Raw genomic sequence first — 14,759 nt, 5'->3', positions numbered from 1 at the left:
TATTATACCTAAATATGGTATGATTTGTATGAAAAAGGCAGGTGATCCTTTGAATTACATCATTATTTTTATCGTGAGCTTACTCATGGGGCTGATCCTAAGTACTGTTCATCTTATTTTACCATGGTTATTCGGTCCGATTATTGCCACAGTGCTACTGAGAAAGTTTACTTCAAGAGAATATCAATGGCCGAAGTGGTTAAGCGAAATCGGACTATATATTCTAGGAGCTCAGATTGGAGCATCTTTTACGAAAGAAATTGTAGCTGATATTCACGATGAATTAATGTACATCATATTAATAAGTATCTTCGTTATTTTGTTAGCTATAATGATATCTTTTGTGTTAAAGCATTTTTTAAACTGTTCTCTCGAAACAGCAATTTTAGCGTCGATACCAGGTGCACTTAATCAAATGATCGTGATGGCAGAAGAGAATAAACATGCCAATCTATTGGTCGTCACATTAGCACAGACTTCGCGAATACTGATTGTTGTGTTGATTGTACCTTTCATTTCTTCTTTGCTTCCAGAAGGCGGGCATCATGCGACAATATCCCAGACGCCTTCCATGATGGAGGCTATAAATCTGCAAACCATGTTGTTGTTAATAGGTGCGATGGTAATTGCAGGTTATCTTTATAGACGCATACATTTTCCTGTACCGGATATGATAGGTCCGATAACTGTCCTGATGATCTGGAATTTAACGACCGGAATAAATTTCATGATTCCTACACCGCTAATTATTCTGGCTCAAATGTTTTTTGGCATTCGTATTGGATTACAGCTCTATGACCTTTCTTATCAAATTAATCGACAGCTATTTATTGGCGTGCTGATTCAGAATTTACTATTGATTATAGGGACATTTATAATTGTGTATTTAATGAATCTTTTTATGCATGAGAGTTTTAATGATCTTTTTTTAAGTGCAGCGCCAGGCGGTATGGCTCAGATTATTATTGTCGGACTGGAAACAGGAGCGAACGTAGCGATGATTTCAAGTTATCATATTTTTAGGATTTTTATTATTTTGCTGGTGGTAACACCATTACTATCCATCTACCTTAAATATAGAGCACGTCATATTTGAATATAAATTGACAATATATCATGAATCTAATACAATTATTTTAAGTTCATATTATATTAGGAAGAGTAGCGGATGCGTATTTATAGAGAGTGCATGGTTGGTGAGAATGCATAATGCAATTTTGTGAAGGTAGCCTGGAGCGTTTATTTGCTGAATAAAGTAGGTTAATACGTGTAAGAGCGTTAATCTTTTGAGTGCAGTAGCAATACTGAATTTAGGTGGTACCGCGGTAAATCCGTCCTATAGTTATAGGATGGATTTTTTTATTTGAAATTATTGAGTGGAGGTATAATAATGGAAACGAAATATAATCCAAATACAGTTGAAACAGGTAGATATAAAGAGTGGGTTGAGAAAGAATTATTTAAAGCAGAAAGTAAAAGCGACAAAAAACCGTATACAATTGTGATTCCACCACCAAACGTAACAGGAAAACTACATATCGGACACGCGTGGGATACAACATTACAGGATATCATTACACGTATGAAACGTATGCAAGGTTATAATACGTTATATTTACCTGGAATGGACCATGCCGGTATTGCGACGCAAGCGAAGGTAGAAGCAAAATTACGTGAAGAGGGTGTCAGTCGTCACGACATCGGACGTACTAAATTTTTAGAGCATACGATGGAATGGAAGGAAGAATATGCAGGATTTATTCGTCAACAGTGGGCAAAGCTCGGTCTTGGACTAGACTATTCACGTGAGCGCTTTACATTAGACGAAGGATTAAGTGAAGCGGTTAAAGAAGTGTTCGTTAAGATGTACGAAAAAGGTTTAATCTATCGTGGGGAACGTATCATTAACTGGGACCCTGCAGCACGTACAGCATTAAGTGATATTGAAGTTATTCATGAAGAAGTTGAAGGTGCGTTCTATCATATTAACTATCCTTTAGCTGATGGTTCAGGATTTATCGAAATTGCGACGACACGTCCTGAGACGATGTTAGGTGATACTGCGGTTGTGGTACATCCAGAAGATGAACGTTATAAAGAAATGATCGGTAAAAATGTAATCTTACCGATTATGAATCGAGAAATTCCTGTACTTGCAGATGAGTATGTTGAGATGGACTTTGGTACTGGAGCAATGAAAGTTACCCCTGCACATGATCCAAATGACTTTGAGATCGGGAACCGCCATAATTTAGAGCGCATCAATGTGATGAATACTGATGCCTCGATTAATAAGTTAGGTGGTAAATATGAAGGATTGGACCGTTTCGAATGCCGCAAACAGCTTATCGCTGACTTGAAGGAAAGCGGAGAACTTGTGAAAGTGGAACGTCATATGCATCAAGTCGGCCATTCTGAACGTAGTGGCGCAGTTGTAGAGCCTTATCTTTCAACGCAATGGTTTGTTAAGATGGCACCGCTTGCTGAGCAGGCATTAAACAACCAGAAAACAGAGGGACGCATTGAATTCGTTCCGAATCGTTTCGAAGGCACATTTAACCGCTGGATGGAAGGCATTCATGATTGGTGTATTTCTCGTCAGTTATGGTGGGGACATCAAATTCCAGCATGGTATCATAAAGAAACAGGTGAACTTTACGTAGGTAAAGAAGCGCCTGCAGACATAGAGAACTGGACCCAGGATGAAGACGTACTAGATACATGGTTCTCAAGTGCGCTTTGGCCATTTTCAACACTTGGCTGGCCAGATACTGAGACGATTGACTATAAAACGTTTTATCCGACGAATGTCCTCGTAACGGGATATGATATTATATTCTTCTGGGTAGCACGTATGATCTTCCAAGGATTAGAATTCACAGGAAAACGTCCATTTGATGATGTGTTAATCCATGGATTAGTACGTGCAGAAGATGGTCGCAAAATGAGTAAGTCTCTAGGTAATGGTGTTGATCCAATGGATGTTATCGATCAGTACGGTGCAGATAGCTTACGTTATTTCTTAGCGACAGGTTCTTCACCAGGACAAGATTTACGTTACTCAACTGAAAAGGTTGAAGCGGCATGGAACTTCATCAACAAAATCTGGAATGCTTCACGCTTTAGCTTAATGAACATTGGTGATGATTTTAAAGCTGAACATATTGACCTATCTGGTAAGAAATCACTAGCTGATGAGTGGATTTTAACACGCTTAAATGAAACTATTGCAGACGTTACGCGTCTTGCTGAGAAGTATGAATTCGGTGAAGTAGGTCGTATACTGTATAACTTTATCTGGGATGAATTCTGTGACTGGTACATCGAAATGAGTAAGATTCCGATGAACGGTGAGGATGAAGTACAAAAACAAATGACGCGATCAGTATTAGCATATACGTTAGATTCAATCATGCGTATGTTACATCCGTTTATGCCGTTTGTAACTGAACATATCTGGCAGAACTTACCGGTAACAGGTGATTCAATTGTTACTGCAAGCTGGCCAGTGGTGAAACCTGAACTATCAAATGAACAATCTAAACGTGATATGGAGCAGTTGATGGAAATTATTCGTGCTGTGCGTAATACGCGTAGCGAAGTGAATACGCCGATGAGTAAACAAATTCCGATGATGATTAAGACAAATTCTGAAGCCATTTCAAATCGTCTAGAAACAGAACGTCCATTTATTGAGCGATTCTGTAATCCATCTACATTAACGATTTCAACGGATGTAGAAATTCCAGAAGAAGTAATCACAACTGCGGTGACAGGAGGTTCTGTCATTCTGCCATTAGAAGGTCTGATTGATATGGAAAAAGAAATTGCACGTCTTGAAAAAGAACTTGAAAAATGGCAGAAAGAACTAGAACGTGTCGATAAGAAGCTAAGTAATGAAAAGTTTGTCGCTAAAGCGCCAGAGAAAATTATCAATGAAGAAAAAGAAAAGCAGGCACTATATACAGAGAAATATAATAGTGTTCAGGAACGTCTAAACCAATTGAATAGGAAGTAATGACTATGAATTATTTAGAGAGTTTATATTGGATACATGAACGCTATAAATTCGGTATTAAACCTGGTGTAAAACGAATGGAATGGATGCTCGACAAACTCGATAATCCTCAGCACAAGATAAAAGGTATTCATGTTGTAGGTACGAATGGAAAAGGGTCGACTGTAAGCTATCTTAAAGATGCACTTATAGCTAACCATTATGAAGTCGGTACATTTACAAGTCCATATATTGAAACGTTTAACGAGCGTATCAGTTTAAACGGTCAGCCGATATCTGATGAGGAAATCGTGCAACTCGTTGACATTGTGAAGCCAGTAAGCGAACAGCTGGAAGTAGAAACAGATCTTGGTACTGCAACAGAATTCGAGATTATTACGATGATGATGTTTGTCTATTTTGGTGAAGTTCATCCTGTAGACTTTGTAATTGTTGAAGCAGGACTGGGAGCAAAGAATGACTCTACAAATGTATTTACACCGGTCATGTCGATATTAACATCGATTGGGTTAGATCATACAAATATCATCGGAGATACTTATTTAGATATCGCTAAAGAAAAAGCGGGTGTCATTAAAGTTGGCGTACCGTTAGTCTATGCGGCAAAGAATGAAGATGCACAGGAGTATATCGATGGTGTCGTCGCTGAAAAGCATATCAAAGGGATTAAGCTTGGTTGTGACATTCAACTCATTCAAAATGGAAATGAATTTACATTCCGATATAAATCTTACGAACTTGAGGCGATTGAACTGAAGATGATCGGCGCGCATCAGCAGGAAAATGCAGCGCTCGCGATTGCTACATTGCTTGAAATGTACGATAGAGGTATGCTTCTTCTGGACTTTAATAAAATGATTCAAGCCATTGAAGATACAACGTGGACTGGTCGTATAGAGAAAATTCAGGAGGGTCCGACAATTATATTGGATGGCGCACATAATGTTGAATCAATTGAAGTATTAGTCGATACGATGAAATCTCATTATGCAGGTCATAAGATTGATGTGTTGTTCTCCGCAATCGATGGAAAACCAATCGGTCGCATGTTAAAGTCGCTTGAAGAAATAAGCGAGCATTTCTATGTGACAACATTTGATTTTCCTAAAGCGCTGCCGCTCGACACTTTATATGAACATGTCGAACATGATAAACGAATTAAGGTAAAAGATTACGCAGATTTTATCAGAAACTATGAAGGTGATGTACTGCTTGTAACAGGAAGCCTGTATTTTATTAGTGCCGTTAAAGATAAATTAAGACAATAAATTTTGTTAAAAAAATAAACTTTCGGAAAATGTAGGAATTAAGAGATTCGTACATTGCCGAAAGTTTTTTGTATTCTGAAGAATAAATGCATTTAAAATCTGAAATTTTTGAATGTACTTTATAAATTAGGGAATGCTAACAAAAAGGGGGAATTGTATGAATTTTAAATTAAAGATGCCGCATACATATTTACTACTGCTTATAATTGTCTGTCTCGCAGCTTTCATGACATATATCATACCTGCTGGAGAATTTGAACGTCAGAAAGTAGAAGACCGAACAGAAGTTATCAATGGTTCCTATCATCATGTAACGCAATCACCAGTTGCACCAATTGAGATATTTAGGTCTATTCCGAACGGTCTAATAGAAGGTGGAGAGATTATCTTCTATATATTTATCGTCGGTGGAGCTTTCGGTATTATCCATCGCACCGATGCCATTACTACTGGCGTTAACGCATTAATGGAACGTGTCGGTCGTCATGGAAGATGGCTGATTCCGATTACGATGACTATGTTTAGTATTCTTGGGTTTTCAATTGGTCTTAGTGAAGAGACAATTATATTTGTACCCATTGGAATTGCATTAGCGACAGCACTAGGATATGATGCCATGGTTGGAGCTGCAATGATCGCTCTAGGTGCAGGGATTGGATTCTTAGGTGGCATGATTAATCCATTCACGGTCGGAATCGCACAAAGTATAGCGGAAGTACCGTTATTTTCTGGTTGGGGCTATCGTACTTTGATCTATCTACTTGTCTTATTTACTGGCATTCTTTATGTAATGCATTATGCTAAGAAAGTTAAGGCGCATCCCGAAAAAAGTTTATTATATGATGTGAACGTAGAAGAGAGAAGAACAATGAGTGATGATGTGCTCGATACTAAATTTGATTCTTTTAAAAAGCGTCATGCTGTTATCTTAGTGATTCTAGCTGCAACGATAATTATCAATGTTTATGGTATATTCAAGTTTGGCTGGTTTTTAACACAGATGAGTGCAAACTTTCTAATTATGGGTATTGTTGTCGGAATCATTGGAGGACTCGGGGTTAACGGGACATTCGATGCATTGCTTGAAGGTATGAAGGATATTCTGTTTGGTGCGATGATTGTCGGTTTTGCTAAGGCTATTGTTGTCGTACTCACTTCTGGTAAGATTATTGATACAATTGTTTTTCATATGACAGATTTTATAGACCATCTACCCGCTGCCTTTTCAGTAGTCGCAATGTTCCTGACACAGCTTATATTGAACTTCTTTATCCCTTCTGGTTCAGGCCAGGCGATGACTACAATGCCGATTATGGTGCCTATCAGTGACCTTCTGGGGATTAATCGACAGGTTGCCGTTATGGCATTCCAATATGGGGATGCAATCAGCAACAATATCATTCCGACAAGTGCCAGTCTTATGGGCTTATTAGCAGTCGCTGGTATTCCATATAATAAGTGGTTGAAATTTGTCTGGAGAATTTCTGCAATATGGATTTTGATATGTCTTGGAGGACTGATACTTTATATGTATCTTTAAAAAATAAAATATTACTAAAATTAAAAAACTGCATAAATTATATGCAGTTTTTTAATTTTAGTCTAGAAATTTTTTAATAGATGTATCAAAATCACGGTTATTTTTAAAAAATGCACTTTTTACAGGATTTACTTTTTGTTATATATTATAAGCGAAAGTGAGGTGAATTATGACAGTCATCATTTTTTTGCTCGGTGCGTGCTTTAGTTCGTTTATAAGTTGCGTCAATGACCAGAACGGTTTATTTCGTCGTTCTAGGTGTCTTAAGTGTCATCATAAACTATCAGCTAAAGATTTGATTCCAGTCATTTCATATTTCATGCTAAAGGGACGATGTAAATATTGCAGCATACATATACCGACTGAATTGTTATGGGGTGAATTATTAATGGGTGCTGCTTTTGTATATATATTTTCCTTAAATAGTATAATTCATAATAATATTGCGCTTACAATCACAATTTTTTTAATCCCACTTTCGATCATTGATATTGAAACATATACTATTCCTAATCAATTACTTACGTTATTCTTTTTTTGCTTAATGACAGGTTATACGTATCTATTTATCTTTCATAGCGAAACAATTTCCGAGATAAGATTTGAACATATTATAATCAAATTACTGATTATTATTCTTCTGCATATTTTCTTCTTCTTAACGAAAAGTATCGGATATGGAGATATCAAACTTTTCGTAATTTTACTTATTTTTCTGCCAATCCCTTATTACATTGCAATGTTCTTTATGACATATCTAATTGGAGGTTTTGCCAGCATGATATTTTTATCCTATAAAAGAAATTTAAAGAAGATTCCGCTTATCCCATTTATTGCTGCAAGTTTCTTTGTGGTGATGTATTTGTACCAGGATATTAAATATATTTATTTTGGAGGGTTTATTTAATGCAGACGGTTGCACTGGAATCTGATAAACCGAGAGAACGTCTTCTGACTTATGGTGCTGCACAGTTAACAAATCAAGAACTACTATCTCTTATTATTGGTAGCGGTGTTCGAGATGAAAGTGTTTATACGGTGGCACAGCGTTTGCTGGAACATATAGGTCATATTGGAGATTTAAGATATACGACGTTTCAGGAGCTGATTACAATTAAAGGCATAGGCGAGAAGAAAGCAGCGATGATTCTTGCCATTATTGAACTTGCCATAAGAATGCATACGCATACGAAAGAAGCAAGAATCAAAGTGAAATCACCTGCATGTGCAGCAAATTTATTGATGGAACGTCTGCGTTATATGACACAGGAGCATTTTATCGTATTATCACTGAATACAAAGAATATCGTGATGCACGAATCAACGATATTCATCGGTTCACTGAATGCATCTATCGTACATCCGAGAGAAGTATTTAAAGAGGCGGTTAAAAGAAGTGCAGCAGCAATCATCGTTGTGCATAATCATCCTTCTGGAGATCCAGAACCGAGCTATGAGGATATAGAAGCTACAAAACGTCTGATTAAATGTGGAGAGATCTTCGGGATAGACGTACTGGATCATATTATTATAGGAGATGGTTATTATGTCAGTATAAAAGAAAAGGGGATACTTTAATGGGACTTGATATGTATTTCTATGTTGAAGATAAAGCAACACGTGAACGTATAGAACTTGCCTACTATAGAAAGTTCAATGCATTGCACGGATATTTTGATAAGAAATATCAGCTGGATAATCCTGGGCAATGTGAAGTGACCTCTCAGGACCTTCTTTATTTATTGAGCGCAGTAAAAGCTATACAGTCTCGTCCTGATGATGCACCTATGAGACTCCCGTATTATACAGGGCCGTTCTTTGGTTCATATGAATACGAAACGATATATTTCGGCCACATCTCTCAGCTTCATAAAGACTTAAAACGCTTAATATCAATAGATAAAGAAAAATATCAAATACTGTATTTAGCAGATTACTAATCTTCGATTTTCGAAATTTATTCATATAAACTATTGAAATTTTCAGAAGATTAAATTATGATGGAGATAACTTATAGAGAAAGGAGGAAAATAAGATGAACAAATTAATACATTTTGTATTGATACAACAAGAAATTCAATATTTTCCTCGTGCAGTGCATAAATTTATGTGATTGCAGGGAGATCTCTCTAGATATAAAAGCGCACATGCTTTCATTTTATGGGAGTGTGTGCTTTTTTGTGTTTAAGGAGAAAGGAGATGGAATATGTTTGATGTTTTAAGTAAGTTAAGCTGGTTTTTTAAACAGGAGAAGAAACGTTATATTATTGCGATCATCGTTTTGTTAATAGCAAATGTAATTGAAGTCATTCCACCATGGTTAATTGGTCAGACGATAGATGCAGTTAACTTGAAGACGTTGAACGCATCAAAGTTTAACTGGATAATGCTTGTCTTCCTAATTACGATTATCCTTAGTTATATCATCAATTTCTTATGGCGTTATCTACTCTTTAATGGATCTCAACTGCTTGAGAGTATGATGCGCAGAAAGTTGATGGCAAAGTTTCTGACGATGAGTCCGGGATTCTATGAGAAAAACAGAACAGGAGACTTGATGGCCAAAGCGACAAATGACTTAAGTGCAATTCGTATGACTGTTGGTTTCGGAATATTGACATTAGTCGATAGTACGACTTACATGATTACAATTATTGCAACAATGGCAGTCCTTGTATCCTGGAAATTAACGTTAGCTGCATTATTACCGCTTCCATTTTTAGCGATAATCGAGCAGAAACTCGGTAAGATGATTCATGAACGCTATACAGTGAGTCAAGATGCATTCGGTGAAATGAATGACAGTGTACTTGAGTCTATAGAAGGAGTTAGGGTATCGAAAGCATTTGCTCAGGAAGAAAATTTAAACGAACGTTTCCGTCATATGACCACAGATGTAGTAAATAAATTTATCCACGTAGAGAAACTTGATGCGTTATTCAAGCCTCTAACTATTATTATTACGGCTTTAAGTTTTATGATTGCGCTAGGGTATGGAAGCTTTCTGGTCAATCAAGGTGAAATTACGGTCGGTGCATTAATATCATTTAACGTCTATTTGAATATGCTTGTATGGCCAATGTTTGCAATCGGCATGCTCTTTAATATTATGCAGCGTGGCAATGCATCATTGGATCGTGTAATGGAAACGCTAGATGCTCAGGATGCCTTACTGGAACCGATTGACCACGTTGTACCTGACGACCATAATGTTGCATTTGAAGCTGTGACGTTCCAATATCCATCGAGCGAAACAGTCAATCTATCGAATGTTTCGATCCACCTGGACTCGGGAGATACTTTAGGGATTGTTGGTCCGACTGGAAGCGGAAAGACGACATTAATTAAGCAGATACTAAAAGAATATCCACTTGGACGAGGTGAGATAACTTTAGGAAATGTTGCTCTGGATCGACTAACAAAAAAAGAAGTAAGAGATAAAATTGGTTACGTATCCCAGGAAAATATCTTATTCTCAAGGACAATTCGAGAAAATATTAAGTTTGGTAAAGACGATGCGACCGAGGAAGAGATCGCTGAAGCTATACGCCTTGCAAACTTTGATGAAGATATCAAAAGACTGCCATCTGGTCTGGATACATTGGTAGGAGAAAAAGGGATAGCGATATCTGGAGGTCAAAAACAGCGTATCTCGATTGCGCGTGCGATGATTAAAAACCCAGATATTCTTATACTTGATGATTCTTTAAGTGCCGTAGATGCAAAGACGGAAACAGCGATTATCGAGAATATAGAATCTTCACGTAAAGGCAAGACAACCATTATTTCCACGCATAGACTTTCTGCTGTACAGCATGCCGATCATATTGTCGTGCTCTCTGAAGGAATCATTGTACAAGAAGGTACACATGATGAACTAATTGCACAGGATGGATGGTATAAAGAACAGTTTAATCGACAACAACTAGGAGGTGAGTCGTCATGAGTACGACGAAACGTCTCTATCATGAAGCAGTAAAAGAAAAGAAATTATTTATCGCAGGTTTTATCATTCTTTTCTTTGCAGTCGTTACTGAATTATCAGGTCCGATAATAGGAATGTATATTATCGATCATCATATCAAAGATGCCGGTGAAATAATCAATATGCAGCCTATATTTCAGCTGCTTGGATTATATTTCCTTATTGCTTTAATCTATGCAATTATGAGTTATTATCAGACAATTGCCTTTCAGACAGCGGGTTCGAATGTTATAAAGCATCTACGAACAAACTTGTTTGAACATATTCAGAAATTACCGATAAAATACTTTGATAACTTGCCTGCTGGAAAAGTTGTTGCAAGAATTACGAATGATACTCAGACGATTCTTGAACTTTTCACAGTGATGCTTCCGACATATATCGCAGGTTTTGCAAATATCTTAGGGATTATTATTGTCATATTCTATTTTAATGCAAAAGTAGGACTGCTGGCATTGATTGTTGTACCATTATTGTTTTTCTGGCTGTTGATCTATCGTAAGGTTTCCGATAAATATAATCATATCGTTCGTGAACGAAACAGTGATATGAATGCGATGCTGAATGAATCGATCAATGGGATGGCGATTATTCAGGCTTTCAATCAAGAAGCGAAGATACAGCAGGAATACGAAGAGCTGAATAAAGAGTATTTAAAGAACTATGAACGAATTATTAAGCTAGATTCATTAACAAGTCATAATTTGATGGGAATTATACGTTCTGCGGTGTTTTTAATCATGATCTATATATTTGGTCAGTCATTCTTATCGAATGAAGCGACATTAACAGCAGGAATGATGTATATTCTTGTAGATTATTTGACGCGATTATTTAATCCAATGTTCAATATCGTTAATCAGCTAAGCGTATTGGAACAAGCACGTGTATCAAGCAATCGTGTGTTTGAAATGATGGATGAAACGCCAGAAATCATTGAGCAGGACGAACTGGTGATAACACGTGGAGAAGTGAAGTTTCAAGATGTATCGTTTGGCTATAAAAAAGATGAACTTGTCCTTAAAAATATTAATATCCAGGCAGCACCTGGAGAGACAGTTGGTTTAGTCGGTCATACAGGTTCTGGTAAAAGCTCCATTATGAATCTGCTCTTTAGGTTCTATGACCCAACAAAAGGGCAGATTCTAATCGATGGAGTAGATACGAAGTCGGTGACAAAAGCTTCTATGAGAAGTCGTATGGGTATCGTCTTACAGGATCCATACTTATATACAGGTACAATTCTAAGCAACATTACTTTAGGTGATGAAAGTATATCACGCCAAACTGCAGAGCATGCCTTAATGCGCGTAGGCGGTCACCGCGTACTGCAGTCGCTTGAGGCAGGGATTGATACTGAAGTTGTAGAACGTGGTGCCACTTTATCGAGCGGACAGCGTCAGTTAATTTCATTTGCACGTGCACTTGCATTTGATCCAAAAATACTGATTCTCGATGAAGCAACAGCTAGCATAGATTCAGAAACTGAAGCGATGATTCAGCAGGCGATGGATGTATTAAAGAGTGGACGTACAACATTTGTTATCGCACATCGACTGTCTACAATTAAGAATGCAGATCAGATTATCGTGCTGGATAAGGGTGAGATTATTGAGCATGGCACACATGAAGAATTAATTGCACTTCGAGGTCAATATGCTAAAATGTATGCATTACAGTCAGGTAGGTAATGAGATGCTTATTATTAGGGATATGGATGAAGACAGTGCACAGGCAATCAGTCTATGGAATTTTGGAGAGGCATATGCACACTATAACCTGAATGGCGAACAAAGCGCTATTCAGGAATTTTTGCATGGACATTATTATGTTGTATATAAGGATGATGATATATTTGGTTTTTTTTGTGACGGTGATAGCGCCCAAGTCGATTTTATGTCGACAAATTTGTATGAGATAGACTTTGGTTTCGCGCTGAATCCAAAATTTATCGGTCAAGGGTATGGCAGGTCCTTTATTAAGATGATCATGCACTTTTATCATGCGTATCAAGATGTCTGTCATTTCAGACTCACTGTTGCATCATTTAACACGAGAGCGATCTATTTATACCATCGCATTGGATTTGAATTTAATAAGGAAATATCGATGATTGAAGATGGAGTACTCACGAAATTTTACGTAATGTCCCGTGATTTCCATCTTAAGACGGATGAAGCTATCCCTGTTTTACATTATAGTTATGTAAGAAGGTAGGGGGTCCGAATGTTTAAGTTTTTGAAAGCAATAATAAAATTAACACTGATTGTGACTGTATGTATCATGATATATTTAATTATACAGCTCAATCCGTTTGCAAATAATCCGAATCAACCAGAGAATGAAAGAGAAGCAGTCACATACAACCTCGAAGATAATGCATTATTTAGAAATATTCCTTTATCTCAAGTTAAAAATGCATTTAATTTCATGGACAAGCAGGAGTTTATGGCAGTTTCAGGTTTAAGTTTAATGGGATATAACGATGAATATCTGGCTGGTAAGCGTGGTAATGATTATATTCTCTATCGATTTGGGGAACAGCAAGTACAAGTTTATGCTGATGAGTATGCGCTGGATCAAGCATTAACAAAACGCAGTCAAAGAATTGAATTAAAGGATATTTCAGCCTATTAATGGTATGATAAATACACCAATAATATAACTTGAACTATGCATAGAAAATGTATGTTATTTTCTGTATAGTTCTTGTTTTTTTATAAACAACTTGAAATATAACTTAGAATGTTATCATTCATAAGTCCCACACTATGAACTAGGAGAATATATGAAACACAATCACTTTATTTTAATTCTACTTATTCCTGTCTTTTTAATATTAACTGCATGCAATAATCATAAAATAGCTAAAGTACAACATCCTATCGTTGAAATACAGAAGTTATCACATGTTGATCTGACCACTTATTACGCAAGTTCAATGACACTTGAAGAAAAGATAGCGCAACAGCTCGTGCTGGGCTTTAACGGTACGGATTATAATGCAGCCTTAAAAAGATACTCTGCTCGCAAAATTGGTGGTGTTATTTTGTTTAAGAGAAATATAGTGAATGAATCTCAAGTAACGCAACTGAATCGGGATATCTTTCACAATGCCACTGACATACCGATGTTTATCGGAATAGATCAAGAAGGCGGCAGAGTGAATCGATTGCCAGCTTCTATAAAAAATATTGAATCCGCCTACACAATAGGTTTATCGCATGATAAACAGTATGCATATCAGCAGGGGAGATATATTGGAGAAAATGTGAAACGTATGGGATTTAATCTGGACTTTGCACCTGTACTGGATATTTGGAGCAATCCAGTGAATAAAGTAATTGGAGACAGAAGTTTTGGTCACGATGCAAATACAGTGTCGGACATGAGTCGTTCGTTTCGTCGAGGCATAAACGATAGCGGAATCATTACGAGTGGCAAACACTTTCCAGGGCATGGAGATACGGTTGCAGATAGTCACGTGACACTACCTGTGAGCAATAAATCACTTGATGAGCTTATGAAGTTCGAACTGCTTCCATTTAAACGACATATTGATGATGGAATCGATATGATAATGGTCAGCCATATTTCATTTCCGAGCATCGATAGTAACTACCCGGCATCTATCAGTAAAGAAATTGTGACAAATATATTAAAGAAAAGGCTCGGGTATAAAGGCGTTATCATTTCAGATGATCTAAATATGGGTGCAATCAGTAATCGCTATTCTTTGAATGAGGCAGTTGTTCGTGGGCTTCAGTCAGGTGAGACAATCATGCTCATCGGAAGTGATGCTGTAGATGTTGATACACTGATTCAATATGTTAAATCGAATGTTGAAAACGGCAATATAGATAAAAAAATAATTGATGAAAATAATGAAAAAATAATCAGATTAAAGCTTAAATATGGTATCTTATAATATATTGAATATTCTATAAT

12 protein-coding genes and 1 other annotated feature are annotated in these 14,759 nt (G+C 36.9%); all 12 genes read left to right on the top strand.

What is annotated here, in order from left to right; genetic code table 11:
• The first annotated feature begins 28 nt into the window (after window positions 1-28).
• The 12 genes from KYI10_07075 to nagZ all read left to right on the top strand — a co-directional run bounded on the left by KYI10_07075 (window position 29) and on the right by nagZ (window position 14,739).
• Entirely contained in the window at window positions 29-1,096 is a 1,068-nt protein-coding gene (locus KYI10_07075) for an AbrB family transcriptional regulator (protein QYA32154.1), read from the top strand.
• A 44-nt stretch (window positions 1,097-1,140) separates the two neighbouring features.
• Window positions 1,141-1,342 (top strand) — a binding site (T-box leader).
• Between the two features lie 42 nt (window positions 1,343-1,384).
• Window positions 1,385-4,018 (top strand): valine--tRNA ligase, encoded by a 2,634-nt coding sequence (locus KYI10_07070; GenBank protein ID QYA33929.1) that lies wholly within the window; start codon window positions 1,385-1,387, stop codon window positions 4,016-4,018.
• 5 nt (window positions 4,019-4,023) lie between these two features.
• On the top strand, window positions 4,024-5,286 hold the full coding sequence (locus KYI10_07065; GenBank protein ID QYA32153.1) for a folylpolyglutamate synthase/dihydrofolate synthase family protein: 1,263 nt from the start codon (window positions 4,024-4,026) through the stop codon (window positions 5,284-5,286).
• Window positions 5,287-5,443: 157 nt separating this feature from the next.
• On the top strand, window positions 5,444-6,826 hold the full coding sequence (locus KYI10_07060; protein QYA32152.1) for a TIGR00366 family protein: 1,383 nt from the start codon (window positions 5,444-5,446) through the stop codon (window positions 6,824-6,826).
• Window positions 6,827-6,995: 169 nt separating this feature from the next.
• On the top strand, window positions 6,996-7,733 hold the full coding sequence (locus KYI10_07055; protein ID QYA32151.1) for a prepilin peptidase: 738 nt from the start codon (window positions 6,996-6,998) through the stop codon (window positions 7,731-7,733).
• A complete protein-coding gene (gene radC, locus KYI10_07050; protein ID QYA32150.1) occupies window positions 7,733-8,404 on the top strand; it encodes a DNA repair protein RadC in 672 nt (223 codons plus the stop codon). Before KYI10_07055 ends, radC begins: the two co-directional genes overlap by 1 nt.
• Window positions 8,404-8,766: a hypothetical protein gene (locus KYI10_07045; GenBank protein ID QYA32149.1), complete on the top strand. Its 363-nt coding sequence runs from the start codon at window positions 8,404-8,406 to the stop codon at window positions 8,764-8,766. The genes radC and KYI10_07045 overlap by 1 nt, the downstream gene beginning before the upstream one ends.
• 266 nt (window positions 8,767-9,032) lie before the next feature.
• A complete protein-coding gene (locus tag KYI10_07040) occupies window positions 9,033-10,772 on the top strand; it encodes an ABC transporter ATP-binding protein (GenBank protein QYA32148.1) in 1,740 nt (579 codons plus the stop codon).
• Complete coding sequence (locus tag KYI10_07035) at window positions 10,769-12,502, top strand: ABC transporter ATP-binding protein (protein QYA32147.1); 1,734 nt, start codon at window positions 10,769-10,771, stop codon at window positions 12,500-12,502. The genes KYI10_07040 and KYI10_07035 overlap by 4 nt, the downstream gene beginning before the upstream one ends.
• The gene (locus KYI10_07030; GenBank protein QYA32146.2) at window positions 12,480-13,028 is read left to right on the top strand and encodes a GNAT family N-acetyltransferase; all 549 of its coding nucleotides are present in this window, start codon (window positions 12,480-12,482) and stop codon (window positions 13,026-13,028) included. Before KYI10_07035 ends, KYI10_07030 begins: the two co-directional genes overlap by 23 nt.
• 9 nt (window positions 13,029-13,037) lie before the next feature.
• Window positions 13,038-13,448, top strand: a complete 411-nt coding sequence (locus KYI10_07025) for a DUF4930 family protein (protein ID QYA32145.1) — start codon at window positions 13,038-13,040, stop codon at window positions 13,446-13,448.
• Window positions 13,449-13,599: 151 nt separating this feature from the next.
• Window positions 13,600-14,739, top strand: coding sequence for a beta-N-acetylhexosaminidase (nagZ, locus tag KYI10_07020; GenBank protein QYA32144.1), 1,140 nt, complete (start codon window positions 13,600-13,602; stop codon window positions 14,737-14,739).
• Window positions 14,740-14,759 lie beyond the last annotated feature (20 nt).

It is taken from the genome of Macrococcus sp. 19Msa1099, from assembly GCA_019357535.2.
Taxonomy (GTDB): Bacteria; Bacillota; Bacilli; order Staphylococcales; family Staphylococcaceae; genus Macrococcoides; species Macrococcoides psychrotolerans.
This window is presented reverse-complemented; position numbering and strand designations above follow the sequence as displayed.